At 67.3% G+C, this 26,234-nt stretch carries 23 protein-coding genes; 11 read left to right on the forward strand and 12 right to left on the reverse strand.

Going from position 1 to position 26,234, the window contains the following annotated elements:
- Positions 1–6: 6 nt before the first annotated feature.
- The 3 genes from ACSLUQ_RS12995 to ACSLUQ_RS13005 all read right to left on the reverse strand — a co-directional run bounded on the left by ACSLUQ_RS12995 (position 7) and on the right by ACSLUQ_RS13005 (position 3,749).
- Entirely contained in the window at positions 7–1,530 is a 1,524-nt protein-coding gene (locus tag ACSLUQ_RS12995) for an amidase (RefSeq protein ID WP_461808759.1), read from the reverse strand.
- A 140-nt stretch (positions 1,531–1,670) separates the two neighbouring features.
- A complete protein-coding gene (locus ACSLUQ_RS13000; protein WP_417772105.1) occupies positions 1,671–2,603 on the reverse strand; it encodes a LysR family transcriptional regulator in 933 nt (310 codons plus the stop codon).
- 132 nt (positions 2,604–2,735) lie between these two features.
- The gene (locus ACSLUQ_RS13005; protein WP_417772104.1) at positions 2,736–3,749 is read right to left on the reverse strand and encodes a 1-aminocyclopropane-1-carboxylate deaminase; all 1,014 of its coding nucleotides are present in this window, start codon (positions 3,747–3,749) and stop codon (positions 2,736–2,738) included.
- Between the two features lie 139 nt (positions 3,750–3,888).
- Between ACSLUQ_RS13005 and ACSLUQ_RS13010 the strand changes: the two genes are divergently transcribed.
- The gene (locus ACSLUQ_RS13010) at positions 3,889–4,365 is read left to right on the forward strand and encodes an Lrp/AsnC family transcriptional regulator (RefSeq protein WP_461808760.1); all 477 of its coding nucleotides are present in this window, start codon (positions 3,889–3,891) and stop codon (positions 4,363–4,365) included.
- 18 nt (positions 4,366–4,383) lie between these two features.
- Here the strand turns inward: ACSLUQ_RS13010 and ACSLUQ_RS13015 are convergent, their stop codons facing one another.
- The 6 genes from ACSLUQ_RS13015 to hemP form a co-directional block, all read right to left on the reverse strand.
- Complete coding sequence (locus ACSLUQ_RS13015; protein WP_461808761.1) at positions 4,384–6,327, reverse strand: SLC13 family permease; 1,944 nt, start codon at positions 6,325–6,327, stop codon at positions 4,384–4,386.
- 196 nt (positions 6,328–6,523) lie between these two features.
- A complete protein-coding gene (locus ACSLUQ_RS13020) occupies positions 6,524–7,294 on the reverse strand; it encodes a nucleotidyltransferase family protein (protein ID WP_461808762.1) in 771 nt (256 codons plus the stop codon).
- Between the two features lie 119 nt (positions 7,295–7,413).
- Complete coding sequence (gene pheT, locus ACSLUQ_RS13025; RefSeq protein WP_461808763.1) at positions 7,414–9,831, reverse strand: phenylalanine--tRNA ligase subunit beta; 2,418 nt, start codon at positions 9,829–9,831, stop codon at positions 7,414–7,416.
- 54 nt (positions 9,832–9,885) lie between these two features.
- Complete coding sequence (locus ACSLUQ_RS13030) at positions 9,886–10,566, reverse strand: phenylalanyl-tRNA synthetase subunit alpha (protein WP_461808764.1); 681 nt, start codon at positions 10,564–10,566, stop codon at positions 9,886–9,888.
- Positions 10,563–11,645, reverse strand: a complete 1,083-nt coding sequence (gene pheS / locus ACSLUQ_RS13035; RefSeq protein WP_417772098.1) for a phenylalanine--tRNA ligase subunit alpha — start codon at positions 11,643–11,645, stop codon at positions 10,563–10,565. Before pheS ends, ACSLUQ_RS13030 begins: the two co-directional genes overlap by 4 nt.
- Positions 11,646–12,195: 550 nt before the next feature.
- Positions 12,196–12,426, reverse strand: a complete 231-nt coding sequence (gene hemP / locus ACSLUQ_RS13040) for a hemin uptake protein HemP (RefSeq protein ID WP_417772097.1) — start codon at positions 12,424–12,426, stop codon at positions 12,196–12,198.
- A gap of 426 nt (positions 12,427–12,852) precedes the next feature.
- Between hemP and ACSLUQ_RS13045 the strand changes: the two genes are divergently transcribed.
- From ACSLUQ_RS13045 to ACSLUQ_RS13060, 4 genes are all read left to right on the forward strand, one after another.
- Positions 12,853–14,178, forward strand: a complete 1,326-nt coding sequence (locus ACSLUQ_RS13045) for a DUF2325 domain-containing protein (protein WP_461808765.1) — start codon at positions 12,853–12,855, stop codon at positions 14,176–14,178.
- Positions 14,163–14,477 carry an antibiotic biosynthesis monooxygenase family protein gene (locus tag ACSLUQ_RS13050; RefSeq protein ID WP_417772095.1) on the forward strand — a complete coding sequence of 105 codons (315 nt, stop codon included), beginning with the start codon at positions 14,163–14,165 and terminating at the stop codon, positions 14,475–14,477. The genes ACSLUQ_RS13045 and ACSLUQ_RS13050 overlap by 16 nt, the downstream gene beginning before the upstream one ends.
- 156 nt (positions 14,478–14,633) lie before the next feature.
- A complete protein-coding gene (gene mtnA, locus ACSLUQ_RS13055; RefSeq protein ID WP_461808766.1) occupies positions 14,634–15,734 on the forward strand; it encodes an S-methyl-5-thioribose-1-phosphate isomerase in 1,101 nt (366 codons plus the stop codon).
- A gap of 130 nt (positions 15,735–15,864) precedes the next feature.
- Positions 15,865–16,920: a dipeptidase gene (locus tag ACSLUQ_RS13060; protein WP_461808767.1), complete on the forward strand. Its 1,056-nt coding sequence runs from the start codon at positions 15,865–15,867 to the stop codon at positions 16,918–16,920.
- A gap of 34 nt (positions 16,921–16,954) precedes the next feature.
- On the opposite strand, the gene ACSLUQ_RS13065 is transcribed toward ACSLUQ_RS13060, so the two are convergent.
- Positions 16,955–17,248 (reverse strand): hypothetical protein, encoded by a 294-nt coding sequence (locus tag ACSLUQ_RS13065; RefSeq protein WP_461808768.1) that lies wholly within the window; start codon positions 17,246–17,248, stop codon positions 16,955–16,957.
- Between the two features lie 191 nt (positions 17,249–17,439).
- On the opposite strand from ACSLUQ_RS13065, the gene ACSLUQ_RS13070 reads away from it, so the two are divergent.
- The 5 genes from ACSLUQ_RS13070 to ACSLUQ_RS13090 all read left to right on the forward strand — a co-directional run bounded on the left by ACSLUQ_RS13070 (position 17,440) and on the right by ACSLUQ_RS13090 (position 22,035).
- On the forward strand, positions 17,440–18,261 hold the full coding sequence (locus ACSLUQ_RS13070; protein WP_417772091.1) for an ion channel: 822 nt from the start codon (positions 17,440–17,442) through the stop codon (positions 18,259–18,261).
- A gap of 138 nt (positions 18,262–18,399) precedes the next feature.
- Positions 18,400–19,809: a cytochrome ubiquinol oxidase subunit I gene (locus tag ACSLUQ_RS13075; RefSeq protein WP_417772090.1), complete on the forward strand. Its 1,410-nt coding sequence runs from the start codon at positions 18,400–18,402 to the stop codon at positions 19,807–19,809.
- 5 nt (positions 19,810–19,814) lie between these two features.
- Positions 19,815–20,822: a cytochrome d ubiquinol oxidase subunit II gene (cydB, locus tag ACSLUQ_RS13080; protein WP_417772089.1), complete on the forward strand. Its 1,008-nt coding sequence runs from the start codon at positions 19,815–19,817 to the stop codon at positions 20,820–20,822.
- Positions 20,822–20,980 (forward strand): DUF2474 domain-containing protein, encoded by a 159-nt coding sequence (locus ACSLUQ_RS13085; RefSeq protein WP_417772088.1) that lies wholly within the window; start codon positions 20,822–20,824, stop codon positions 20,978–20,980. The genes cydB and ACSLUQ_RS13085 overlap by 1 nt, the downstream gene beginning before the upstream one ends.
- Before the next feature lie 137 nt (positions 20,981–21,117).
- Positions 21,118–22,035, forward strand: coding sequence for a CE1 family esterase (locus tag ACSLUQ_RS13090; RefSeq protein WP_461808769.1), 918 nt, complete (start codon positions 21,118–21,120; stop codon positions 22,033–22,035).
- Here ACSLUQ_RS13090 and ACSLUQ_RS13095 read toward each other — a convergent pair.
- Both ACSLUQ_RS13095 and ACSLUQ_RS13100 read right to left on the reverse strand, forming a co-directional pair.
- A complete protein-coding gene (locus tag ACSLUQ_RS13095) occupies positions 22,032–23,285 on the reverse strand; it encodes an OpgC family protein (RefSeq protein WP_461808770.1) in 1,254 nt (417 codons plus the stop codon). The two genes, ACSLUQ_RS13090 and ACSLUQ_RS13095, sit on opposite strands and share 4 nt — an antisense overlap.
- A 91-nt stretch (positions 23,286–23,376) precedes the next feature.
- Positions 23,377–24,759, reverse strand: coding sequence for a tetratricopeptide repeat protein (locus ACSLUQ_RS13100; protein WP_461808771.1), 1,383 nt, complete (start codon positions 24,757–24,759; stop codon positions 23,377–23,379).
- A gap of 309 nt (positions 24,760–25,068) precedes the next feature.
- On the opposite strand from ACSLUQ_RS13100, the gene ACSLUQ_RS13105 reads away from it, so the two are divergent.
- Positions 25,069–26,229, forward strand: coding sequence for a YeeE/YedE family protein (locus ACSLUQ_RS13105; RefSeq protein ID WP_461808772.1), 1,161 nt, complete (start codon positions 25,069–25,071; stop codon positions 26,227–26,229).
- Positions 26,230–26,234 lie beyond the last annotated feature (5 nt).

Here is a 26,234-nt window from a genome sequence, read left to right on the forward strand (position 1 = left end):
GTCCGATCAGACGGCTGTTGCGGCGGCGGCGGCCGGGCACGTGCCCGTTCCGTCGGCCGGATGGGTGACAATGGAGGTGAGGTCGGCGCGCGCAGTGCGCAGGCGATCAAGATCCGGGCGCGGACGCGCCGTCTCCGGGTCGCGCGCCAACAGCGCCTCGAGGGCAAACCCGGCGGCCAGAAGATCCTCGTCGCCGCGTACCCGGCCGAGCACCTGCAGGCCGAAGGGCATGCCCTCGCCGTCGAGACCGGCCGGCAGGGTCAGCGCCGGACCGCCGGACAGGGACCCGCGATAGGTGAGCGACAGCCAGCGGTAGTAGATGTCCATCGTCCGGCCGTCGATCTGCGCCGGATAGTGCTCGCTCCAGGGGAACGGCGAGACCGGAACGGTCGGCATCAGCACGATGTCGACCTCGCGCATCCGCGCATTGAAGGCGCGCAGGATGCGTGTCTGCTCCAGATGCGCCCAGGCCCGGTCGGCAAGGCTCATGCCCCGCCCGAGCTCGACGTTGGCGGCGATGTGGGGACCGAAGGTCCCCGGCGCCTCGGCAAAGGCCTTGTCGAAGGCGGCGAGGAAGCTCTCCGCGCGCAGGATGTCGAACGCCCGGTCCATGTCGCCGAGGTTCATGTCGAGCGGCCGGCACTCGGCCACATGCGGAGCGATGGCGGCGACGCGGCGGCGAAACACCTCGCGGATGCCCTGGTCGACCGCCGCCCCGCCGAAATCCTCGCTGTAGCCGACACGCAGGCCCGACAGCGCGGCCGGGGAGATCCGCGCGAAGCGATCCGGGGCGGAGGGGGCCGAGAGCGGATCGTCCGGATCGTGGCCCTGGATGACGTTGAGCATCATCACCAGATCACCCATGTCGCGGGCCATCGGGCCGAGCACCGAGATGGTCGACCAGCCGAGCGGGCGCGCCGGATGAGCCACCACATCGGCCGAGGGACGATAGCCGACGACGCCGCAAAGTGCCGCAGGGAGCCTGAGCGAGCCGCCCGTGTCGGATCCCGTGCATAGCGGCAGCAGGTCGACGGCGAGCGCCGCCGCCGATCCACCGGAGGAACCGCCAGCCAGACGCCGCGGATCGAAGGGATTGCCCGTCGCGCCCCAGACTGGATTGCGCGAGTTTCCGCCGGCACCAAACTCGGGAACATTGGTCTTGGCCAGCACGATCGCGCCGGCCGCGCGCAGCCGCGCCACCATCAGCAGGTCAGCCTGCGCCACATTGGAGCGAAACCGCGGGCTGCCGTGGGTGGTGAGCAGACCCTCGGCGTCCTGGAGGTCCTTGACGCCGATCGGCAGGCCGTCGAGCGGCCCAAGCGGCCTGCCCTCGCGCCAGCGCTTCGTCGCGGCGGCAGCCTCGGCGCGGCCGCGTTGCGCGTCAACAACGGTCAGCGCATTGACCGCAGGGCCGACATCGGCGATGCGCGCCAGGCAGGCCTCGACGAGATCGCTCGGCGTGAAAGCGCCGGACGCGAAACCCTTGACGAGATCGATTGCCGACAGCTCGACGAGCGATCCGGCGTTCATTCTGTGGAACCGCTGGCACGGAACGTTGAACCGGTCATGCCGGGCCTCCCTCCAAAATCTTTTATTTTGCTAATGGCTACACAGGAGGGCCTGGGAGAAATAATGAGTAATCCGCAAGAGACCATAACCAAAAGGAATTGTCAGAGCTGACTTGTCGTCTGGCGAAGGCAATTCAGGAACAGCTCGGCGGTGCCGTTGGTCTCGAACTGGTCGCGGCGCCAGAAGCAGCGCGCCTCCGACAGGAGGCCGTCGATGTCGAGCGGCAGCACGACGAGATCACCGCGAAGCGCGTGGCGCTGCGCCAGGCCTTGCGGAAACACGCCAAGCGCCGGCATCCGTCTCAGGATCTCCAGATTCAGCGTCAGCGAGACGGAAGCGATTGTGTTTTCCGGCGTGCCAAGACCATTGCCGGCGAAGAAGGCGTCGAGCGCCCGGCGCGCCACGGACTCCGCCTGCGGCAGGATCCACAGGTTGTCGGCAAGGTCGGCCCATTGCGGCGCGGGGTTGCGCGCCAGCGGATGGTCGACGCCGGCAACGACGACGACGGGTTCGCGAAACAGCACCATCTGCTCGATCCCCGGCAGCTCCTGCGGATGCCAGATGCGCGCGATCAGAAGATCGATCGTGCCGGCCTCGAGCTGGGGGAAAAGCGAGATGAAATGCCCCTCGGTGACGGAAACGCTCGTCGCCGGGGCGCTACGCTTGAACAGGGTGATCGCCGCCGGCAGCAGCGTCGGCGACACGGAGCTGACCGCACCGATGGAGACGGCGCCGGAGACGCCGCTCGCCATGGCGGTCACGTCGAAGGCGGCCCGGTCCACCTGGTTGAGAACCTGCCGGGCATGTTCGGCGAGCCGACGGCCGACGGCGGTCAGATGCAGCCGGTTGCGGTCGCGCGCGACGATGGGAACACCGACGAGGTTCTCCAGTTCGGCGATCTGCTTGGAGACGGCGGGCTGGGTGACGCCGAGCATCTCGGCGACGCGCGCGACAAGACCCAGTTCCGACAGCGCGGCGATGATGCGCAGATGCCGAAGCGTGAGCGCGCTCTTGAAATGCTTGCCGTCGACCACCGTGACTTCCCCTTGCAGGCGCGGATGCGCCGGGCCTTTCCTTATCAGGCAAGGCGGACATGGGGAAACCGCGCGCGGCGCATCCGCAAGAAAGACGGCGGCGGCCGGGGCCGCCGCCGCAGGCGGGGAGGATCAGCCGTCCTTGTAGTAGTAGCTGTAGCCGTTGAGCGCCGGGGCGCCGCCAAGATGGGCGTAAAGCACCTTCGAGCCCTCGGGGAAGTAGTCCTTGCCGATGAGATCGATCATGCCCTGCATCGACTTGCCCTCGTAGACCGGGTCCGTGATCATCGCCTCGGTGCGGGCGGCGAGACGGATCGCATCATTGGTCTCCTGGGAGGGAACGCCGTAGGCCGGATAGGCATAATCGTTGAGGATGACGATCTCGTCCTCGCGCACGTCCCGGCCGAGCTTCACGAGGGACGCGGTGTTGTCGACGATCTCGCGCACCTGGGCGCGGGTCTGCTCCGGGGTCGCGGAGGCGTCGATGCCGATCACCCGGTCGGCGCGGTCCTGCGCGGCGAAGCCGACGATCATGCCGCCCTGAGTGGAACCGGTGACCACGCAGACGACGATGTAGTCAAAGGTGAAGCCGAGCTCCTCCTCCTGCTTCGCCACCTCCTCGGCGAAGCCGACATAACCGAGTGCGCCGTATTTGTGCACCGAGGCGCCGGCGGGAATGCCGTAGGGAACGCCACCGGCATCGCGCACCGACTGCATGGCGTCTTCCCAGCTCTGGCGGATGCCGATGTCGAAGCCGTCCTCGACGAGGCGGCTGTCGGCGCCCATCAGTCGGGTCATCAGGATGTTGCCGACCCGGTCGTAGACCGCATCGTAATGGGGCACCCACTTCTCCTGCACCACCACGCATTTCATGCCGATCTTGGCGGCGGTCGCCGCGACCATGCGGGTGTGGTTGGACTGGACACCGCCGATGGAGACGAGCGTGTCGGCGCCCGACGCGATCGCGTCGGGGACGATGTACTCCAGCTTGCGCAGCTTGTTGCCGCCCATGGCGAGACCCGAGTTGCAGTCCTCGCGCTTGGCATAGATCTGCACCTTGTCGCCAAGCGCCGCGCTGAGGCGCGGCAGATGCTCGATCGGCGTCGGGCCGAAGGTCAGCGGATAGCGTTCGAACTCTTCAAGCATGCAGGCGTTCTCCGGTTGGCACTGGAAAAACGCTAACAGAAAGCGCGTGAAAGAGGCTTTCGAACTTGCTCTTCCGTTTTTGTCAATTTCCTTCACTATCCAACTTCATGACAGAAATTAGAAACTCTCACGGAAAAATATGAAAGAAAATTTCACGAGCGAACTCGACCGCATTGACCGCAACATCCTGCGCGCGTTGCAGGAGGATGGCAGGCTTTCCAACGCGGATCTGGCGAAGAAGGTCAATGTCAGTGCGCCAACATGCCATCGGCGCACGCAGCGGCTCTTCGAAGAGGGCTATATCGCCGGCGTGCGCGCCCAGGTCGCCCCGCAGGCGGTGGGACTGGGCGCGGTGGTGATGGTTGGCGTCGTGCTCGATCGGTCGACGCCGGAGAGCTTCGCCGCCTTCGAGCAGGCGGTATCGGGCCTGCCGTTCGTGCTCGACTGCAATCTCGTCGCCGGCGACTTCGACTACCTGATGAAAATCCGGGTGCGTGACATGAGCGACTTCAACCGCCTGCACGGGCAGACGCTGATCGCCCTGCCGGGCGTGCGCCAGACCCGGACCTTCTTCGTCATCAAGGAGGTGAAGGACAACGCTCCCCTGCCCTTCTGACCCCTCGCCCGCCGTAGGCTAAAGCTGCCAGACGAAGAGCAGAACCGGAATGCTGACAAGGACGACGAGCGCCTCGAGCGGCAGGCCGAGACGCCAGTAGTCGCCGAAGGAAAAGCCGCCGGGACCGAGAATCAGCGTGTTGTTCTGGTGGCCGATGGGCGTCAGGAAGGCACAGGAGGCGCCGATGGCGACGGCCATCAGGAAGCCGTCGGGGGCAACCCCGAGCGAACCGGAAATGCCGATGGCGATCGGGCACATGACGGCGGCGGTGGCGGCGTTGTTCATCACGTCGGACAGGAACATGGTCACGACCAGCACCACCGTCAGGGCGACGATGGCATTGCCGCGCGCCACGGTGGAGACCAGAACGTCGGCGACGAGACGCGCGGTGCCGGTTTCCTCCATGGCCCCGGCAACGGGAATGAGCGCGGCGAGCAGCACGATCACCGGCCAGTCTATCGAGGTGTAGACCTGGCGCAGCGGCACGGTGCGCAGGACCATCGAGGCCAGCACCCCGGCGGCGAAGGACACGGCGGCCGGCAGCAGACCCAGCGCGGCGATGAGAATGGAGACGCCCATGATGATCGCGGCGGTCCAGGCGCGCCGCGCATCGGGAATGCGCAATTCTCGCTCGGCCAACGGCACGCAGCCGGCGTCGGCGGCGAATTCGGAGAGCGCCTCCGCCGGGCCCTGCATCAGCAGCAGATCGCCGGGCTCGAGCCGCATGGTGCGCAACCTGGCCGTCGAGCGACGCCCGCTACGCGACACGCCGAGCAGGTTGACGCCGTAGCGCGAGCGCAACGCCATGTCGCGCGCCGAACGGCCGACGACCTGGGATTCCGGCCGCACCACGAGCTCGCGCAGCACCATGTCGTCGCTTTCGCTCGAACGGGTCGTCTCCTCACCGTCCTCGCCAGCATCATCCGACTTGCCCGACTTCTCGCCGGAAACCGCCTTGGCGGAGGTTTTGGCCGAGGCCTTTACCACTGCCTTGACCTTCTCCTTCGGCTTTTCCGGCGTGGGGCCTTCGGGTGCGGCCTTCTCCGTCTCCGCGGGGTCCTCGCGTTCGGGCTTCTTCTGCTCCTCGAGCTTCAGACCCAGCTTGGAGAGCGCATCGGCGATGCCCTCGACATCGGCCTCGAGAACCAGAATATCGCCGGCGCGCACCCGGCGTCCGCCGTGGGGAACCCCGACCCGCACCTCGTTGCGCACGAGGCCGACGATTTGGCCATCGGCCCGCTCGATTTCGTCCTCCAGCGCCCGCAACGTCATGCCGACGGCCTTGCTGCCCTCGGGAACACGTGCCTCGGTGAGATAGCCGCCGATCTCGAAGCTCTCGCCGGCGGCGGCCTTCTTCACCGGCACCAGACGCCAGCCGATAAGAGCGACGAAGGCAACACCGGCGAGCGCGACGCTGAGCCCGACCGGAGTAAAGTCGAACATGGAAAAGCCGCCCGCACCGGTCTGGGCGCGAAAGCCGGAGACAATCAGGTTCGGCGGCGTGCCGACGAGCGTCGTCATGCCACCGAGGATGGTCGCGAAGGCAAGCGGCATCAGAACCTGACCGGGAGAAAGATCCAGCCGGGGCGCAAGCTGGAGGCAGACCGGCATCAGCAGCGCCATCGCGCCGACGTTGTTCATGACGCCCGAGAGCGCCGCCCCCAGCGCCATCAACGCGGCAAGCGTGGCGGTGCGGCCCGCCTCTCGCGGCAGCACCGTGCGGGCGAGCACGTCGACGGCCCCGGAAAGCTGGAGGCCCCGGCTCAACACCAGCACGCAGGCAACCGTGATCACCGCCGGATGGCCGAAGCCGGAAAAGGCACTCTCAGCCGGTATCAGCCCGGCGACGACACAGGCGATGAGCGCGGCGAGCGCCACCACGTCATGGCGCAGGCGCGCGGACAGGAAGAGCCCCATTGCGAGCGCAAGGATCGTCAGGATCAGGATCTGGTCCGTGGTCATGAGCGGGGCTGATCTCCATGCGGTCGGGCGCAGGGCGCCAGCGGACGAGGGAAAAACGAAACGGCTGCCGTCTCGGTGCGGGAGGCCCAAGACATCGCCCGACAGGGTCGGAGCCAAAGACGACCGCAGGTCATAACACGCAGCACAGCGATATGTTCCAGGCCTTTGTCCAGACGCGCGCCGTCACGGCGGCCGATCAGGGGCGCAGCCAATCGCGTGCGGCCGCGCGCGGCGGGCGCGGTTCGCCCGCCGCTTGTGCCTCCGCAGCCGCATCTGCATCCGCATCCGCCTGCAGCGTATCCGGCCAGGGCACGACCTCCAGCTCCCGCCACAGCGCCTTCATGCGCTCGGCTTTCGCCGCATGGGTCGCACTGTTGTCGAGCGCGGGATTGGGCACGATGCGCATGGCGAAGATGTCGGCCAGGCCGAAGGGGGCGGCGATGTCGAGCCGCCCGTCGGCCTCGAGGCGCACGGCGACCGCATGGGTTCGGCTGGCGTAGTTCAGGAGTGCCTGGTCGGTGCAGGCAAGCTGCGGATAGGGCTGGCCGAATTTCTCCGGGAACCAGAGATGAACGCGCGCCTGGTTGCGCACCTCCACGGGAAAGGAAAACCCGTCGAAGCGCCGCGCGGCGCGGCGAATGACCCTGTCCTCGGCCGCGAAACCGCGATCGCAGGCGTCGAAATAGAGAAGGTCGAAATCCCGGATGCCATGCCCCGCGGGGCGGCCGGTCAGAGCGTTCCAGACCGTCTGGTAGATGGCACCGCTCGCCAGACGCCAGTCGGGCAGCGCCAGGCTGCGGGCGAGATGGAGGGCGCGCATCACCGCTTCGTCGGTGCGCAGGATCAGTTCGAGCATCTTGCGCCGCTCGTCCTCGCCCGAGCGGGTCGGATCGCCCAGCACCTCACGGCCAAGCGGCAGGCCGGCGGCAAGGTCGGTTCGCGGTTCGGGCGATGGACGGGGCGTCATGGCCAGTCTCCCGACGAGTTTGGGCCGGTCTCCCGACAGGTTTGAGAAGGCGCGGGCGATCACCGCCCGCGCCATTGCCTGCTATGTGGCCGCCCGGGGCGGCCGGACCCGACGCAGGGTTATCCGCGCAGCGTGCCGCCAGTCGCCTTCTCCACCGCGGCGCGGATCTTGGCGCCGACGGCCTCGATCTCAGCCTCGGTAAGCGTGCGCTCGCGCGGCTGCAGCGTGACGTCAATGGCCAACGACTTGCGTCCCGGCTCGATGCCCTGTCCACGGTAGATGTCGAAAAGCGTCACATCGGTGATCAGGGCCTTGTCGGCCCCGCGCGCCGCCTTGATGAGCTTCTCGGCCGCCACAGCCTCGTCGACGACGAAGGCGAAGTCGCGGCGCACCGGCATCTGGTCGCTGGCATCGAAGGCCCCCTTCGACCGCCCGGCCTTTACCTTGGGCTCGGGCAGCGCGTCGAGGTAGACTTCGAACACCGCCATCGGGCCGTCGAGGTCGAGGGAGCGCAGCACACGCGGATGCAACTCGCCGAAGCGAGCCAGCACCGTCCTGGGGCCGAGACGCAGCTCGCCCGAACGCCCCGGATGCAGCCAGTCCGGCGTATCGGTGAAGACCATCAGCTTGTCGACCGGCGCACCGATCGCGGCGAGCACCGCCTCGGCATCGGCCCTGGCGTCGAAGACGGTGACCTCCCCGGCGCTGCCTGCCCAGTGGCGACCGGCCCCGTCGAGGCCGGCGGTGCCGCTGCGCAGGCCGGCTGCGACCATCGACTGGCCTTCCGGCGTGTCGTCGGCGAAGATTTGCCCGACCTCGAACAGCGCCACATCGCCATAACCGCGATCGGCATTGCGCTGTGCCGCCGCCGCCAGCCCGGGCACGAGGCTCGGGCGCATGTCGGACATGTCGGCCGAAATCGGGTTGGCGAGTTCGAGGCACTTCGCCCCACCGCCGAAGGCTTCCGCCTGCGGGCGGGAAATGAAGGACCAGGTAACCGCTTCCTTCATGCCGCGAACGGCCAGCGAGCGACGCGCCTGCGACCGGCGCACCTGCGCCGTCGTCAGGATACGGCCGGCGACCGCCGAGGTGCGCGGCAACGCCTCCGGGACGATCTTGTCGAGACCGACGATGCGCACGACCTCCTCGACCAGATCGGCCTTGCCGTGGACGTCCGGCCGCCAGGACGGCGGCGCGACCTTGACCGCGTCGCCGGTGCCGGCGACCCAGAAGCCGAGGCGGGTGAGCACGCCTTTGATCTCGGCCGGCGACAGGGACATACCGGACAGGCGCTTCACCTCGGCGAAGGGGAAGTCGATCATCCGTTCGGTGTCGGGGATCTCGCCGACGAAAACCACCTCGCTCGGCGTGCCGCCGCACATCTCCATCACCAGCCGGGTGGCGAGATCGAGGCCGGGAAGGCAGAACTGCGGATCGACGCCGCGCTCGAACCGGTAGCGTGCGTCCGTGTTGATGCCGAGCGCACGGCCGGTGCGGGCGATGTTGACCTCGTCCCACAGCGCCGACTCGATGAGCACGTCGGTGGTTTCGCCGGTCGAGCCGGAAGCCTCGCCACCCATGATGCCGCCGATGGACTCCACACCATTGTCGTCACTGATGACGCACATGGTGTCGTCGAAGCGATAGGTCTTGCCGTCGAGGCCGAGCAGCTCGTCGCCCTCGCGGCCGCGGCGCACCACCAGATCGCCCGCGACCTTGGCCGCGTCGAAGACATGGAGCGGACGGCCGCGGTCGAAGGTCAGGTAATTGGTGATGTCGACCAGCGCATTGATCGGGCGCAGGCCGATGGCCCTGAGGCGCTTCTGCATCCATTCCGGCGACGGGCCGTTCCTGACGCCGCGCACAAGACGCAGGCCGAATGCCGGACAGAGCGACGGCGTGTCGCCGAATTCCAGGCGCACGTTGACCGGGCAGGCCCCGTCGCCACGCACCGGCTCGGGCCAGTTCTCCTTCAGCTTGCCGAGGCCGACGGCGGCGAGATCGCGGGCAATGCCAGAAACAGCCGTACAGTCCGGGCGGTTCGGCGTCAGGCCGATCTCGATGACCGGATCGTCCATGCCAGCATAGGCCGCGAAGGAGGCTCCGACGGGGGCGTCCTCGGCCAGCTCGATGATGCCGTTGTGCTCGTCCGACATCTCCAGCTCACGCTCCGAGCACATCATGCCGAAGCTTTCCACATCGCGGATCTTGCCGACGGACAGCGTGACATCGAGGCCGGGCACATAGTCGCCCGGACGCCCGAGCACGCCGACGAGCCCGGCGCGGGCGTTGGGCGCGCCGCAGACGATCTGCAGCGGCTTGCCGTCGCCGGCATCGACGGTGAGCACCTTGAGCCGGTCGGCGTTGGGATGCGGCTTCGCGTCGGTGACGCGGGCGATGGTGAAGGGCTTCAGGCGGGCGGCCGGGTTTTCCACGCCCTCGACCTCGAGACCGACACGCGTCAGCGTCTCGACGATCTCCTCGAGCGTGGCGTCGGTTTCCAGATGTTCCTTGAGCCAGGACAGGGTGAATTTCATGACAGCGGTCTTTCGTGTCTCGTCAGGCCGAACGGGCGCCGGCGCAGGCAGGCCTCAGTTCGACGGGGTGAAGCGGTCCAGATCCGGCACCAGCGAGGCGCCGCCATAATTCTCCGCGAACCGGACGCCGATCTCGTGCAGCCGGTCGGTCCAGCGACGGAGCTGGGCGTCGGAGATCGTGCCACCGGAAGAGATCGCCAGCGATGCCTCAACCTCGACCTGGTCGCGCAGCAGGCCCAGCTCCAGCATCGCCGCGTCCTCGGCGCGGTACTTGTCGAGCCAGCCCACGGTCACCGTCGCGACGATCACCAGCAGTGCCGCCGCGGAGGTGGCGATCGCCCACTTGGCGATGCCGGAAATGCGGCGCTCGCTCACCACCAGAAGCATGGTCGCGATGGACAGGAAGGCGACGATGCCGACCGCCGTCAAAAAGCTCTCGTAGTTGCTTTCCGCATTCGCCTCCTGGCTGGCGCGCAAGGTGGTGATGCGGTCGCGCAGATAGAGGACCGGATCGGCCTGGACGCCGAGCCCGTCGCGGAAATAGGCGTCGCAGAAGCGCAGCCGGCCGCGTTCGCCGGACTTGTCGGCGCACACATCGACGAAGGAGCGCTGCGCCGCCGAAATTCCGGCGGCTGCCCCCGCGGTCTGGGCATGAACCAGCGGCGTGGTGGCCGCCGACAGGAAAACCGCAAGCAGCAGCGCGCCCAGGGCGCGGTGAAGGACCTTGGAGATCATCGCGACAATCCTCCGAACAGGGTCGGCAGGTCGAGCGGGCGGAAGCCGTAGCGGTCGAGCCAGCGCACGTCCGCGTCGAAGAACGCACGAAGGTCGGCCATGCCGTATTTCAGCATCGCGATGCGGTCGATGCCCATGCCCCAGGCAAAGCCCTGGTAGACGTCGGGATCGAGGCCGCAATTGCGGATGACATTGGGATGCACCATGCCGCAGCCGAGGATCTCGAGCCAGTCGTCGCCCTCGCCGATCCGGACCTCGCCGCCGGAGCGGTCGCAGCCGATGTCGACCTCCATCGACGGCTCGGTGAAGGGGAAAAACGACGGACGGAAGCGCATCTTGATCTCGTCGACCTCGAAGAAGGCCTTGCAAAACTCCTCCAGGATCCACTTCAGGTGGCCGATATGGCTGCCCTTGTCGATGACCAGGCCCTCGACCTGATGGAACATCGGCGTGTGGGTCTGGTCGCTGTCGCAGCGGTAGGTGCGCCCAGGCGTGATGACCCGGATCGGCGGCGTCTGCGACATCATCGTGCGCACCTGCACCGGCGAGGTGTGGGTGCGCAGCAGCATGCGCTCGCCGTCCGCGCGCGGATGCAGGAAGAACGTGTCGTGCATCTCGCGCGCCGGGTGATCGGGCGGGAAGTTGAGCTGGGTGAAGTTGAGATGGTCGGTCTCGATGTCCGGCCCCTCGGCAATGGAAAAGCCCATGTCGGCGAAGATCGCCGTCAGCTCGTCGATCACCTGGCTGACCGGGTGAATGCGGCCGGTCTCCGACGGCGCGGGACGCAGTGGCTGGGTGACATCGACGCGCTCCGACTCGAGCCTGGCGTCGAGCGCCGCCTCCTGCAGCACATCCTTGCGCGCCTGCAGGGCATCGGCGACACGCTGCTTCAGGCCGTTGAGCGCCGGGCCGGCCTCGCGGCGCTCGTCGGGCGTCAGCTTGCCGAGTGTCTTCAGACGTTCGGAGATCGAGCCCTTCTTGCCGAGGGCGGCGATGCGCACATCCTCGAGCGCGGCTTCGGTCGAGGCCGCCGCAACGGCGGCGAGAATGTCGGATTCCAGAATTTCGATTTCGGACATGACACCGTCACGATCTGCGGCGCGCGCGGCGCTTGCCGGCGCTGCCTGTTGGAATGGGTTCCGGTCTTTTAACAGACTTCTGGCGGGTTTCCAGTTCGCCGCGTCAACGGCTTGCGCGGGATCGCGGCCGAAGGGCCAGGAGCCGCCCGCAGGTCGCCACAAGACGAACCGGCGAAGACGATCAGGCGAACGGGACGGGGCTAAATCGGCCGCAGGCGGGGCCCTGCGCCAGCATGCAGGCGGCAGACGGGGGAAGGTGCGCGGCGCGCCGGGAAGAAGAGGCAAGGCTGGAGACGGCGCGCGCGGCATGCGACGCCGCGCCCCGTCGGGGCTGCGTCTCGTCGAACCGCACTGAGATGACGATCTGCGCCATTTTTCCGGCCTGTTCCGAGCCAGCGTTCACATGTCGGCGCGCGGTCTCGCACGCGCCTGCCGGCCGCGGATGTTTTGGCAGATGCCGGAACGCGACGCAAGAGCGGTCGCGGCACCGAGGTGCCGCGACCGCCAGGCTAGGCAGGCATGGCCCGCCCCATAAGGCGGGCCACCCGTCTCACTTGGTCAGGAGCAGCTTTTCGAAGCGGGTGATGGAGAGCCGGTAGAGGCTTCCCTTGTGGCGAATGTGCAGTTCCCGCCCGCCCTGGAACAGGACCTCGCTGTCGAGCTCGAGCGGCGCCTCGTCCTTGCGCCGCACCTGCGGCTGGACGAGGGTCTTGCTCCGCAGCCCGCGCGTCGGCCGGGACACGGTACCCTCGCTGCGGAATGCGGTTTGCTCGTTCATCATGCAGGCTCCTTTGCTGCGTGTTGCGGGACCGCGTCGGATGGATCCATCCGCCCCCCGGCCGCCGACTGCGACAGTCACAGATTGGAACGACTCTAAACTTGCGAGTCATTCGCAACTTAATTCCTGACTCGAATACTCATCTTTATATCCCGATGCAATGCCTTTCCCGTGAGTTTTCCGTCTTTTCGCATGCGGCGCCGCAGGTGGAAGGCCGGCACAAGGGTTGTGGGGGACGGTTGCGTTTTATTCTTGACTACAAAACTCATGTTTCATACGACATTCAAGTCCGTCGCCGTCCCGCTGTGCCCAGGGGCGGCCGGAGATCCAAGCGCCAGCAAGCCACGTGTCATCTCCCTCGACGCCCAGCAAGCCACGCTTCGAAACGGTGCCGCCGGCACCGGCCAAGCGGAGGCGAGACGACAGGACATGTGCGCAAGGCATGAGGATTTGCAGCGCGCCATCGGCGAGGCGCTCGAGGCGCATGTCGCAGGCGGCGCCCCGAAACCCGTGGACGCCGCCGCCCGCGACAGCGCGCAGAAGCGGCGCATCGCGATCTGGGAGCAGAGCGACAACGTCCATTGCTCGATCGTGGGAACCTGCGCCAGCGTCGAGGACCTGAGGCGGCTGGCCCGCAAGGTCGGCATCGACCTGGCCGCGGAAACGCCCGACTACGACGTTCACGGCCATTTCGTGCGCCTGTCCACCGCCGACAACACCTTTTCCCGCGCCTTCCAGAAGCTGCTCGACCAGCGCTTCGAGGGGGCACTGCGACGCGTCGCGCGGGCCCGTGGCGCCGACGCCCTCGCCGCTCTCTGGCGCGAGATGTGCGAGCGCGGCCAGGTCGCCCCGGCCTATTGGGCATTCATGACGCAGGCGCATGTCCCCGCGAGCCTGCGCGCCTCCGTCTTCGGCGAGGTGCACATGCTCTCGCATCTCGCCGGTGCCTCGTTCCGGCAGAAGACGGCGGAGGCGACCACGCTGCGCGACCAGCTCCACGACAGCGAGGAACGCGCCCGCCGGGTCGAGGCCGGCCTCAAGTCGGCGCTGGCCGAGCGCGATCGCGAGATCGCCGAGCTTCGTGCAGCGCTGACGGGACTGCGTGCCGAACGCGAGATGAAGGCCTCCAGCCAGCCCGAGGACGCCGCGCCAAGCGATGACACGGCGACCCTGCGCAAGCGGCTTTCGAAGGCCGAACGCGCCATCCAGACCGCACGCGCCCGGGCTCGACTGGCAGAAGCCCGGCTGGCCGAGATCGACCGGGAGACCGGCGAGACCCGTCCGGCCCGACCGCACCCGATGGCCGCGCGGGAGGTGGCCGTGTCGCCGACGCCTGGCGGCGGCGTCTCGATCATTCCGCTCGCCGCAGGAGCGGCGGAAGCCACCGCCCCGCGCGCCGTTCTCTATGTCGGCGGCATGCACGGGCATCGCGACCGGCTGCGCGGTATCGCCGAGGCATTCAACGCCACCTTCGTCCACCACGACGGCGGCGTTGAGGATGCGCCGCAACGCCTCGACAACCTGCTGCCTTCGGTCGATTGCGTCTTCTGCCCGGTCAACTGCGTCAGCCACGACGCCTGCCTGCGCGCCAAGAAGATCTGCCAGAAGCTGAACAAGCCCTTCGTGCCGCTGCGCAGCTCCGGGCAGAGCGCCTTTCGCAAGGCCCTGCAATCCCTTGTCGCCCCTTCTCAGCGACCCCAGATAGCCACGACACACCACGACCAGGGAGATCCCTCGACATGTACATCGCGATGAACCGCTTTCGCGTGCAGCCAGGACAGGAAGACGCCTTCGAGGAGGTCTGGCGCAACCGGGAGCGGAAGCTGGCGGAGATGGACGGTTTCGTCGAGTTCCACCTGCTGCGCGGCCCGGCCGGCGACGACCATACGCTCTTCGCCTCCCATACGGTCTGGCGGGACGAGGATGCCTTCCGCGCCTGGACGCAGAGCCAGGCCTTCCGCGACGCCCACAAGAACGCCGGGGACAACAAGCCGCTCTATCTGGGCCCGCCGTCCTTCGAGGGCTTCCAGGTGGTGCTGACGGAAACAGCCTGACGGAGCCCCGCACGCGGCGCAGGACCATCGAGACGGCCCGGCCTTTCAACAAGGGCCGGGCCGTTTTTCGCTTCGGATCCGCATGCCGGGCTTGCCTGACCGACGCGCATCGCCCAAAACCGGCGCACGATCAGAGACCCGGCAAGGGAGACGCCCATGAAGATCGACGGAACCGCCTATCGCTCCATCTGGCCTGGCGCCGACGGCAAGAGCGCCTCCATCATCGACCAGACGCGGCTGCCGCATGAATTTGTCACGGTGGACCTTGGGACACTCGAGGACGCGGCGACCGCGATCCGCGACATGTGGGTGCGCGGTGCACCGCTGATCGGCGCGACTGCCGCCTACGGCATGGCCATCGCTCTCACGCGCGATGCCAGCGACGCGGCGCTCGAGAACGCCCGTGAAACGCTGATCGCGACCCGCCCGACGGCGATCAACCTGAAATGGGCGCTCGACGCGGCGGCGGCGCACCTGCGCCCGCTGGCGCGTGAAGAGCGCGCGGCTGCCGCATGGCGCTTCGCCGCCGATCTGTGCGACGGGGACGTTGCCGTCAACCATGCCATCGGCCAGCACGGTCTTGCGGTCATCCGCGAGATCGCCGCGCGCAAGCCGGCCGGCGAGCGGGTCAACATTCTGACCCATTGCAACGCCGGCTGGCTTGCCACCGTCGACTGGGGCACAGCCACCTCGCCGATCTATCAGGCCCATGACGCCGGCCTTACGGTGCATGTCTTTGTCGACGAGACCCGCCCGCGCAACCAGGGCGCCGGACTGACCGCCTGGGAGCTTGGTCGCCACGGCGTGCCGCACACGCTGGTGGTCGACAACGCCGGCGGCCATCTGATGCAGCATGGCGCGGTCGACATGGTCATCGTCGGCACCGACCGCACCACGGCGCGCGGCGACGTCTGCAACAAGATCGGCACCTATCTGAAGGCACTGGCGGCGAAGGACAACGGCGTGCCGTTCTATGTCGCACTGCCCTCCTCCACCATTGACTGGACAGTCAGCGACGGCCTGCGCGAGATCCCCATCGAGGAACGCAGCGCGGAAGAGGTCACCTGGGTCCACGGCAAGCGCGCCGACGGCACGCTCGACAAGGTGCTGATCACCCCGCAGACCACGCCCGCGGCAAACCCGGCGTTCGACGTCACCCCCGCGCGCCTCGTCACCGGCCTTATCACCGAGCGCGGCGTCTGTCCGGCCAGCGCCGAAGGGCTCGCCGCGCTCTTCCCGGAACACGCGCCCGCCTGACGCGGAGACCTTGGGCGCAGGCGAAAGAGCCGCTCATTCCGCCTGCGCATTTCTCAATCCGGCGCGGTTTCCAAGCCCACGCCCGCGTGCAACACTCCCCGGATCCGCCTACCTTCCAGGGAAAATCACGATGACATCACGCCCCGTTCCCGTCTTCGACGGGCACAACGACACGTTGCTCAAGCTGGAGGTGGCGGCCCGTGCCGGGCGCCCCATCTCCTTCTTCGACCGCGACAACAAGTGCCACATCAACCTGCCCAAGGCGCGCGAGGGCGGTCTTGCCGGCGGGCTCTTCGCCATGTTCATTCCCTCCCGGATCGAGCAGGACATCACCGTCAGCTACGACCCCAACGACCCCCGGCATTTCGCCGAAGTGCAGCAGCCGGCGGCATTGGGCGTCACCATGGCGATGGCCGCGAAGGCGATGCGCATCGAGCGGGAGGCGAACGGCGCCGTCGCGATCTGCCGCACGGGCGAGGACATCCGCGCGGCGATGGCGCGAGGTGCCTTCTCGATGGTTCTCCACATCGAGGGCGCAGAGGCGATCGACAAGGACTTCAACGCACTCGAGGTGCTGCACGCGGCCGGACTGCGCTCGCTCGGCATCGTCTGGAGCCGCACCAACCTCTTCGGCCACGGCGTGCCGCTCGCCTGCCCCTCGTCTCCCGACACGGGCCCCGGCCTCACCGACGCCGGCAAGGCGCTGGTCAAGGCCTGCAACGAGCTGCGGATCATGGTCGACCTGTCGCATCTGACGGAAAAGGGCTTCTGGGACGTGGCCGGGCTGACGGACAGGCCGCTCGTCGCCTCGCACTCCAACGCCCATGCAGTGACGCCCTCGGCGCGCAATCTCACCGACAGGCAGCTCGACGCCATCGCGGAATCACGAGGCCTTGCCGGGCTGAACTTTCACCTCGCCTTTGTCGATCCGCAGGGACGCATCCGCCTCGACACGCCCATTGAGCAGATGGTGCGCCATGTCGATCACCTGCTGTCGCGGCTCGGCGAGGACGGAGTGGCGCTCGGCTCGGATTTCGACGGCTGCATCGTGCCGCAGGCGATTTCCGACGCGACCGGCCTGCCGGCGCTCATCGAAGGCTTTCGCAAGGCGGGCTACGGCGAGGAATTGATCGAAAAGATCGCCTGGCGCAACTGGGTGTCCGTGCTCGAGCGCACCTGGTCCTGAGGCTGCCGGTCCCGTTGCCCGCCGGGCGGCGGGATCAGGCCTTTCCGGCGGTGCCCGCCTCCGCCTCGATCCGCTCTTCCAGATACATGGCGATGCTCTGGGCGACCGCATGCAGACGCCTCAGCTCCGCCTCGCGCCGGGTTGTCGCCAGAACCTCGTTGGGGCGGCCGCTGCGCGCGCCATTGCCGAAGCGGCCCGCGCCGCGAACAATGAAGCGATAGGCCGCGCCGTCCGGCGACTTCGGCGTGTGCAGGATGTCGCCGACGTGCTGCTCCGCAAATCGAAGAGAATCGTCGAGTGTCGGCAAAGCTTTAGTGAACCCGTTCATGACACATCCCGCCCAAGCCGGCGCCGAGGTACTTCCTGGCGACATCATTAATTGTTTAACAAATAGTTTGTGCCGATTCGCAAAAGACTCAAAACACACATTGTTTTCGCCCGGACGGACAACCTCGGGATGCATCGCCAGGCGGTCGGGCGGCGATTGACGCGGAAAGGCGAACACGGTCTCTTGGGGCAATGAAAGACGCCCAGAAAACGCCGCCATCGCCCGCGCCCGACACGCGCGTTTCCCCAGTGCGCGCGCTGCTGCGCGAACTCTATCACGGCAACACGACACGGGCCCGCGCCTGGCAGATCGCGCTGATCGTCTTCGACCTGATGACAATCGGCTATTTCATCGTCTCCTCGATGATCTCCGACCCGAGCCATGTCGACCACAGGTTCGACTATGCGCTCGGCGCCGTGCTCAGCCTCGACCTGGCCTTCCGCCTCATCGCCGCCGCGCGCCCCGCACGCACCCTCGCCGAGTTCACGACCATCGCCGACGCGGTCGTGATCGCCTCGCTGTTCGCGAGCGCGGTCCTCGACAATCTCGCCTTCCTGCGGGTGGTGCGGATGCTTCGGCTGCTGCGCTCCTACCACCTGCTGCGCGAGCTTCGCGACCAGTCCGGCTTCTTCAAGCGCAATGAGGAGGTGATCCAGTCGGGGATCAACCTCATCGTCTTCATCTTCGTGGTGACGGCGCTGGTGTTCGTTCTCGAAGGCCACCAGAACCCGGCGATCAACACCTATCTCGACGCGCTCTATTTCACCGTCACGACGCTGACGACGACCGGTTTCGGCGACATCACCATGACCGACAGCACCGGCCGCTTCATGACGATCATCATCATGGTCTTCGGCGTCGGGCTTTTCCTGCGTCTGGTGCAGACGATCTTCCGACCGCAGAAGGTGCAATATGCCTGCCCCGACTGCGGACTGTCGCGGCACGATCCGGATGCGGTCCACTGCAAGCACTGCGGGCGGACACTCAACATCCCGACCGAAGGCGAAATCTGAGCCGGCCGCCGTTCCGCGCCAGGGCTTCAATCTGTCACATCGCTGACGGGCACCTGTGACAGATAAATTCAGTATAGTGTAACGAGATTGCCCGCATACGGTGGGAGACGACCCAGACCGACAGGCTCGAGGTGACAGATGGACTTTACCGCAGTCGAACTGGCCCGGATGCAATTCGCATTCACGGTCTCGTTCCACATCATATTTCCCTCCTTCACAATCGGCCTGGCGAGCTACCTGATGGTGCTGGAGGGCCTGTGGCTGGCCACCGGGCGGGACGTTTATCTCTCCACCTTCAAGTACTGGCTCAAGATCTTCGCCGTCGCCTTCGGCATGGGCGTCGTTTCCGGCATCGTCATGAGCTACCAGTTCGGCACCAACTGGGCCGTCTTCTCCGACAAGACGGGGCCGGTGCTTGGACCATTGATGGGCTATGAGGTGCTTTCGGCCTTCTTCCTGGAGGCCGGTTTCCTCGGCATCATGCTGTTCGGTCTCAACCGTGTCGGCCGCCGGCTGCATTTCTTCGCAACCTGCATGGTCGCCCTGGGCACCGCACTTTCCGGCTTCTGGATCCTGGCCGCGAACAGCTGGATGCAGACCCCCGTCGGCCACTCGATCAACGCCGCCGGACAGTTCGTGCCGGAGAGCTGGTTCGAGGTCATCTTCAACCCCTCCTTCCCCTACCGTTTCGTGCACATGATGCTCGCGGCCTATCTGACCACCGCCTTCGTCGTCGGCGCGGTCGGCGCATGGCATCTGCTCAAGGACAGGCAGAACCCGCTCGCCCGGGTGATGCTGTCGATGGCGATGTGGATGGCGGCGATCGTGACGCCGATGCAGATCCTCGCCGGCGACATGCACGGGATCAACACGCTGGCCCACCAGCCCGCCAAGATCGCCGCACTCGAAGGACATTTCGAGGCCCAGGACGGCGCACCGCTGATCCTCTTCGGCATTCCCGACATGGAAGCCGCGGAAACCAAGTACAAGATCGAGGTGCCGAAACTCGGCAGCCTGATCCTGACCCACACGCTCGACGGCCGGGTGCCCGGCCTCAAGGACTTCCCGCGCGAGGACTGGCCCAACGCCGGTATTGTCTTCTTCTCGTTCCGGGTGATGGTCGGCCTCGGCTTCCTGATGCTGGGTATCGGCATGTGGAGCCTGTACCTGCGCTACCGCGGCAGACTGTACGAGACGCCGCTGTTCCACCGTGCCGCGCTGACGATGGGGCCGGCCGGCTTCATCGCCGTGCTCGCCGGATGGATCACGACCGAGGTCGGCCGCCAGCCCTTCACGGTCTACGGCCTGCTGCGCACCTCCGACAGCGTCTCGCCCGTCGACGCTCCGGCGGTCGCCACCTCGCTGCTCGTCTTCATTGTCGTCTACTTCATCGTCTTCGGCATCGGCGTCTACTACCTGTTGCACGCCATGGCGCAGACCCCGGGCAGCGGCAGCCAGGGCCCCGAGACCGGTGAACCCTCCCGTGCGGCCGGCGTCACCCCCGCGTCCGCCTATCAGGCGTCCCAGAAAACCGAACCGGCGGAGTAAGACAGATGGCCATCGACCTTCCCCTCGCCTGGGCGCTGCTGATCGCCACCGCCGTCTTCCTCTATATCGTGCTCGACGGCTTCGATCTGGGCATCGGCATCCTGTTTCCCGCCGCCCGCTCGGCCACCGAGCGCGACGTGATGATGAATACGATCGCCCCCGTTTGGGACGGCAACGAGACGTGGCTCGTGCTCGGCGGCGGCGGGCTCTACGCCGTCTTCCCGCTCGCCTATTCGATCATCATGCCGGCGCTCTATGCCCCGGTCATGGCGATGCTGTTCGGACTGATCTTCCGTGGTGTCGTGTTCGAGTTCCGATTCAAGGCGCGGCCCGAGCGGCGCTGGGTGTGGGATGTGGCCTTCTTCCTGGGGTCGCTGACCGCCGCATTGGCACAGGGCATCATCCTCGGCGCTCTGGTGCAGGGCATCGAGGTCGAGGGCCGCGCCTATGCCGGCGGTTGGCTCGACTGGCTGACACCCTTCTCCCTGATGACCGGCGTCGCCGTCGTCGTCGGCTACGCGCTGCTCGGCGCGACCTGGCTGATCTGGAAGTGCGAAGGACCGATGCAGGCGCATTTCCGCGAAAAGGCGGCGGTGATCGCGATGGCTATGCTGGCGATGATCGCCGTCGTCAGCCTGTGGACGCCGATGCTCGACGACGGCTTCGCCGCCCGCTGGTTCGGCTTCCCGCAGATCCTCTACACCGCGCCGGTTCCGCTGATGGTGCTCGGCCTTGCCGTCGTGCTCTTCCGCAGCCTGCGCGGCACCCGCGACGTGGTTCCCTTTGTTGCCAGCCTCGGGCTCTTCCTCGTCACCTACGCCGGCCTCGGCATCAGCCTGTTTCCGAAGATCGTGCCGCCGTCGGTGACCATCTGGGAGGCGGCGGCGCCTGAAAGCTCGCTGCTGTTCCTGTTCATCGGCGCGCTGGTTCTGCTCCCGATGATCCTTGGCTACACGGCCTATGCCTACTGGATCTTCCGCGGCAAGGTGCGTCCGGGAGAAGGTTACCATTGATGGCCAATCCCGGCAGCGAACAGGCCGGCGCCCCCGGCCGGGCCAACGACAGCGACAAGCCGCTCTGGAAGCGGCTTGTCTGGTTCGCCGGCCTGTGGCTTGCCGGTGTCGGCACGCTTTTCATCGTCGCAAGCCTGATCCGCGCCACAATCCTCTAGCGACGCCCCGCGCGCTCACCAAAGCGTGACGCCGGCCAGATCGTTCGTCCCTTGCCCTCGCCGCCGTTCCGACCATCCTTGCCGGAACGGCGGGCGGGCTGTCCCGCGCCCCGCGAGATCCAGGCAAGGACGACGGCATGACACCTCTTCCACGACAGCGCCTCACCAGCCCGCACAAAACAGCATGCCGGGCGGCCGCACTCCTGTCCCTGCTGCTTGCCGCGCCTGTCGTCGCCGGCCAGCCGGCGCATGCGGTCTCCGCAGGAGCCGCGACCTGTGGCACCGCCACGCCCTGCGTCATCGATGGCGGCCAGTACCGCATCCGCTTTCCCGATGGCTGGGACGGCCGGACGCGGCTCGGCGCGATCGTCTTTCTGCACGGCTGGAACGGCTCCGCGGAAGCGGAAATGAAGAACCGCGCATGGGCGGCCCTCGCCAACCGGCTGAACGTTGCCTTCATCGCCCCGCAAGGAGCTGGCAACACCTGGTCCTATCCGGGATCACCCAGCAGCTTTCGCGACGAATTCGCCTTTTTCGACACGCTTGTCGGCGATCTTGTCACGCGCTTTCCGATCCGCCGCGACCGGCTGATGGCGGCGGGCTTTTCCATGGGCGCCTCGATGGTGTGGAACCTCGCCTGCCGGCGTGGCGATCTGTTCGCGGGATACGCGCCGGTCGCCGGCGCGTTCTGGGATCCGGTGCCGCAGACCTGCCCGTCGCAACCGCCGATCCTGTTTCACGTCCACGGCACCACCGACCAGACCGTGCCGCTGCAAGGCCGTTCCATCGATGATCAATGGCGTCAGTCGGACGTGGCAGAAAGCCTCGCCGTATGGCAGCGGCGGATGGGCGTGCCCGTTATCTTTCCAGAGCGGAAGGCGGACAGCCCCGCTCTCGTCTGCCAGCGGCAGGAAAGCCCGGACCCGAAAAGTGCCGCCATGCTCGACGTCTGCCTGCATGACGGCGGTCACAGCGTGCGCGCGGAATGGATCGCGCGGGCATGGGTTCAACTCGCCGCGCGCCTGAACTGGAAGGACCGTCCGGGCGCGGACTAGGCGCGGCGTTCGCCTTCGCCCGACCCGCGCGGCGCGGAGCGGGCCGACATATCCTCGGCGACCGCCACGGCGGGCACGAGAGGCGACTTCTGCTTGCGCCAGGGCTGCGACTTGTACCAGCCAACCGCATAGGCGACGGCGATCAGCCCGGCAAAGCCGAGCCCGTTGGCGAGAAACTCGACGAAGAAATTGCCGCGTCCCCAGACCATGTCACGCAGGATGCCGATGGCCTGCGCCAGCACGAGGCTTGCCAGGAAGACGGCAAGCGACTGCTGGCCGACCTTCTGCACCACCCCAACACAGGCACCCCAGAGGTTCTCGGTTACCAGATAGCTGCCCTTGGCGCCGACGGCGATCCAGGCGAGATAGGCCAGCGCCAGAAAATGCACATAGCGCAGGATGCCGAACTCGCTCTTGATCCAGAGCGGTTCAATCATGGTGCGGATCTCGAGGAGCGCGGGCGAGGCCTCGTAGGCATGGAACCAGGCGAAGGGCACCGTCGCCAGAACAATGATCGCGGCCACCACGATCAGATCGCGCCGAACGGGCGGAGCCGGCAGCCAGCCGCGCATGAAGGCGAAGCCGGTGAAGAACAAAAGCTGCCAGGCAAAGGGATTGAAGAACCACCGCCGGTCGGACCAGGGTTCGGCCGGCAGATCGAGCAGGCGGAACGAGGCAGCGAGCCACAGGGCCGCCATCACTGCGAACACCCAGCCCCGACCGATCCGCGACACCGCCAGGATCACCGGCATCAGGGCCAGGATGACGATATACATCGGCAGGATATCGAAATAGTTGGGGACATAGGTCAGCGTCAGCAGGCCGGGCAGGTTCTCGCCGGTCCTGTCGAAGAAATGCCAGAGGTTGAGCGATCCGACGTAATCCTGTTCGAGGCCACAACAGGAAATAAGGATGCCGCTGCGCTCCACCGCGACAAGCCCGGCGGCGATGACCAGAAACTGGCAGACATGGGCCCAGTAGACCTGCCAGACCCGATGGCTGACGCGGGCCGTTCCCATCCACCACCCCTGATGGTCGAACACCTTTCCAAAGGCGATGGCCGAGGCCATGCCCGAGCAGAAGACGAAGATTTCCGTGGCGTCGGAAAAGCCGAAACGGGCCGGGATCCAAAGCGTCCAGGTGTTCTCCGGCAGGTGGGCCACGAAAATGATGAACATGCCGAGGCCGCGAAAGAAATCGAGGCGCGGGTCGCGTCGCCGCTGTGGCGGGAGCGTCGTCTTGGCGTGCATGTTCAAGGTCTGTCGTCCCGCAATTTACATATCCCCTGCGCCGGCTTCCGGGGCCGGGCGCGTCTCTCACACGATTGAATCATGGCGGATTTCAGGCGGGCACGGCGCGCAGCCGGGCATCCTGCATGATCCGCGAAGCCCGCTCCATGCCGGCCGCGCGCTCCAGCCGCTCGGCGGCAAAGCGGTCGAGGGCGCCGCGAGAGCGCAGGCGGTCCTCGAGAAGCGCCTCGGCCTCGACCGCGAGCCCGGCCTTGAGCGCCGCATCGATGGCGATCCGATCAAAGACATCGCGCTGCGCGTGGCTGCCGCCGACCTCGAAAAGATACGGGCGGGCGCGATGCAGGTGGTGAAAGGCGGAGAAATAGTTGCCGCGCTGGTAGGCGTCGAGGCCGAGCGCCGCCGGCACCCCGGCCGTTCCGGTAATCCTGGCGATGTCTCCAGGCTCCTCGGCGTGCGCCGCCATCGAGGCAAGCATCCGGTCGGCCGCCTGCCGGCGGTCACCGCCGCCGAGTGCCAGCATGTAGTGAAGATCGGCGAACACATTGCAGCGGTCGTCGACGCGCGCCTCGGAGAGAGACGCAAGTTCCTCCCAGCGGCCGCCGATGTTGATGCCCTCGATCTCGAGGCGCACCAGCAGCGAGGCGGCATTGGAGATATCGCGGTAGTCGTCGGTTTTCTCGGCGCGGACGTCCTCGTCGTAGAGCGCGAGCACGCGGTCGTAGTCGCCGCGCTCGAGATACATCAGCGCAAGATGCCACCAGACATGCGCGCGGAAATTGTTGCAATGAGCGAAGGCGGCGGTGTTGCTCTCGAGCCAGATCCGCCCCTCGTCGGCACGCCCGGTCATGTCGTGGACATGGGCGACGGCGTGAAGGCCCCAGGCGTCGTCGAACGCCAGCGTGAGGGCCTCGCGGCCAGATCGTTCCGCCGCAACATAGTCGCCGGTTTCCTCCAGCGCGAAGGCGCGACAGCCGAGCAGGTAGCCCCGCTCGGGATGGTCCTTGTCATAGGCGGACAGCACACTCTCGACGGACCGGCGCATTCCGACCGCGTCGCCGAGCGCGAAGCGGATCGCGTGCACGAGCTTCATCAACAGCGGATCGGCGGGATGATCGGCGAGAGCGCCGTCGAGCCTGTCGGCCGCACGCGCGGGGTTTCCGGCGATCCAGTCGGCGAGCGCCTCGACCACCGCTGCCTCGCGCGCGCCTGCCCCGCGGCACTGCCGCGCCGTCTGAGCCCGACCCAGATCCTCCCGGGCCACCTCGACCAGCTCGCGGCGGCCGAGCAGCAGGCAGAACAGCCCGTGCGCGGCATGGCCGAGCGCGAAATCAGGGCACAGGGCCAGCGTCTCGGCAAGATGCGTCGGCGTCTCGGCCCCATGGGCGAGAAAGGCCCTCACGGTCCTCTCCCAGGGCGCCTGCGCGGCCGGGTCGGAAAGCGTCAGGGGGTAACCGTAGCGGTCGGTGAGCGTCATACCGGGTCCTTCACGTGCCTGCGGCGATGCGGCGGGGCCTCCCGAGCCAGCCCTTTCGCCGGCGTCTCCCCCCGGGACGCCGATGTCCGGACATCCGGACTTCTGCCGAGATACCCTGTGTCCAAGTCTTTCCGCGACCCAGTTGACACGCAACACACAATAACTTGTGGCCAACGTGTGCCGTGACAAGCGCCCGGCGGACGCAGGTTGCGGGGAAGGCTGCGTTTCGGGAACCGGTTTGCGCATTCCTCCGGGATCGGCGAAACCGGTTTCCTTCCGCCCGGCGCAACGGCAGGCTAGAAACAGATCATGACAGCCCTTGCACCGCCCCTTTCCGGTACCAACCGGACCCCGCTCGCCTTCGCGCTCGCCGCGCTGGCGGCGGTCGCGCTGATCGCAGCCAACACCGGCGGCCCTCGCCTCGGCTATGCCGTGGTGATCGGCGGCGTCGCCGGCGTCGCGCTCTACCACGCGAGCTTCGGCTTCACCGCCGCGTGGCGGCGCATCGTCACGGAAAAGCGCGGCGGCGGTCTGCGCGCCCAGTTCCTGCTGATCCTGCTGACATCGGCTGTCGCCTTCCCGCTGATCGCCTGGGGCGCGTCCTTCGGCATGCCGACCGGCGGCTTCGTGTTTCCCTTCGGCATTGCCACCGCCATCGGCGCGGCAATGTTCGGCCTCGGCATGCAGCTCGGCGGCGGCTGCGCCTCCGGCACGCTGTTCACCGTCGGTGGCGGCTCAACGCGCATGGTGGTGACGCTCGCCGCCTTCGTCGCCGGCTCCGTCGCCGCCACGCCGCACATGCACCTGTGGGGCCAGTTGCCGGCACTTCCCGCCTATTCGCTGGTCGCCTCGCTCGGGCCGGTGCTCGCCTTCGCCGTCACCGCCGTCGTGCTCGGGCTGATCGCACTCTGGAGCGTTCGGGTGGAAAAGGCCGCGCACGGATCGCTCGCCGAGCCGCGGCGCACCGAATCCGTGCTGACCGGCCCCTGGTCGCCGATGCTCGGCGCGCTCGCCATCGCCCTTGTCGGCATCGCCACCTTCATTGTCCTCGGCAGGCCATGGGGCATCACCTCCGGTTTCGCGCTCTGGGGTGCGAAGATCCTGCAGGGGCTCGGCGTCACGGTCACCGACTGGCCGTACTGGCAGTGGCAGAAAGGCGCGCTCGACGCCTCGGTCTTTGCCGATGCGACGTCGGTGATGAACTTCGGCGTGATCCTCGGCGCCATGGCCGCGGCCTCGCTCGCCGGCAAGTTCGCGCCGGTGTGGAAGCTCTCGACCCGCGACCTGCTGACTGCCATCGTCGGCGGCCTGCTGATGGGCTATGGCGCTCGCCTCGCCTATGGCTGCAACATCGGCGCCTATCTCGGCGGCATCGTCTCAGGCTCGCTGCACGGCTGGCTGTGGCTGGTCTTCGGCTTCGCCGGCAGCCTTGTCGGCACACGCATCAGACTGAAGCTCGGCATGGGCTGACCTGC

The sequence above is a fragment of the Stappia sp. ICDLI1TA098 genome, from assembly GCF_054880955.1.

Bases quoted from the DNA above. Each gene is read 5' to 3' on its own strand.
- pheS (WP_417772098.1), bottom strand. From the start codon at position 11,645: ATGTCCGAAATCGAAATTCTGGAATCCGACATTCTCGCCGCCGTTGCG.
- ACSLUQ_RS13085 (WP_417772088.1), top strand. From the start codon at position 20,822: ATGGCCAATCCCGGCAGCGAACAGGCCGGCGCCCCCGGCCGGGCCAAC.
- ACSLUQ_RS13045 (WP_461808765.1), top strand. From the start codon at position 12,853: ATGTGCGCAAGGCATGAGGATTTGCAGCGCGCCATCGGCGAGGCGCTC.
- ACSLUQ_RS12995 (WP_461808759.1), bottom strand. From the start codon at position 1,530: ATGAACGCCGGATCGCTCGTCGAGCTGTCGGCAATCGATCTCGTCAAG.
- ACSLUQ_RS13060 (WP_461808767.1), top strand. From the start codon at position 15,865: ATGACATCACGCCCCGTTCCCGTCTTCGACGGGCACAACGACACGTTG.
- hemP (WP_417772097.1), bottom strand. From the start codon at position 12,426: ATGATGAACGAGCAAACCGCATTCCGCAGCGAGGGTACCGTGTCCCGG.
- ACSLUQ_RS13030 (WP_461808764.1), bottom strand. From the start codon at position 10,566: ATGATCTCCAAGGTCCTTCACCGCGCCCTGGGCGCGCTGCTGCTTGCG.
- ACSLUQ_RS13075 (WP_417772090.1), top strand. From the start codon at position 18,400: ATGGACTTTACCGCAGTCGAACTGGCCCGGATGCAATTCGCATTCACG.
- ACSLUQ_RS13005 (WP_417772104.1), bottom strand. From the start codon at position 3,749: ATGCTTGAAGAGTTCGAACGCTATCCGCTGACCTTCGGCCCGACGCCG.
- ACSLUQ_RS13010 (WP_461808760.1), top strand. From the start codon at position 3,889: ATGAAAGAAAATTTCACGAGCGAACTCGACCGCATTGACCGCAACATC.
- cydB (WP_417772089.1), top strand. From the start codon at position 19,815: ATGGCCATCGACCTTCCCCTCGCCTGGGCGCTGCTGATCGCCACCGCC.
- ACSLUQ_RS13020 (WP_461808762.1), bottom strand. From the start codon at position 7,294: ATGACGCCCCGTCCATCGCCCGAACCGCGAACCGACCTTGCCGCCGGC.
- ACSLUQ_RS13015 (WP_461808761.1), bottom strand. From the start codon at position 6,327: ATGACCACGGACCAGATCCTGATCCTGACGATCCTTGCGCTCGCAATG.
- ACSLUQ_RS13070 (WP_417772091.1), top strand. From the start codon at position 17,440: ATGAAAGACGCCCAGAAAACGCCGCCATCGCCCGCGCCCGACACGCGC.
- ACSLUQ_RS13100 (WP_461808771.1), bottom strand. From the start codon at position 24,759: ATGACGCTCACCGACCGCTACGGTTACCCCCTGACGCTTTCCGACCCG.
- mtnA (WP_461808766.1), top strand. From the start codon at position 14,634: ATGAAGATCGACGGAACCGCCTATCGCTCCATCTGGCCTGGCGCCGAC.
- ACSLUQ_RS13065 (WP_461808768.1), bottom strand. From the start codon at position 17,248: ATGAACGGGTTCACTAAAGCTTTGCCGACACTCGACGATTCTCTTCGA.
- ACSLUQ_RS13090 (WP_461808769.1), top strand. From the start codon at position 21,118: ATGACACCTCTTCCACGACAGCGCCTCACCAGCCCGCACAAAACAGCA.
- ACSLUQ_RS13050 (WP_417772095.1), top strand. From the start codon at position 14,163: ATGTACATCGCGATGAACCGCTTTCGCGTGCAGCCAGGACAGGAAGAC.
- pheT (WP_461808763.1), bottom strand. From the start codon at position 9,831: ATGAAATTCACCCTGTCCTGGCTCAAGGAACATCTGGAAACCGACGCC.
- ACSLUQ_RS13105 (WP_461808772.1), top strand. From the start codon at position 25,069: ATGACAGCCCTTGCACCGCCCCTTTCCGGTACCAACCGGACCCCGCTC.
- ACSLUQ_RS13095 (WP_461808770.1), bottom strand. From the start codon at position 23,285: ATGCACGCCAAGACGACGCTCCCGCCACAGCGGCGACGCGACCCGCGC.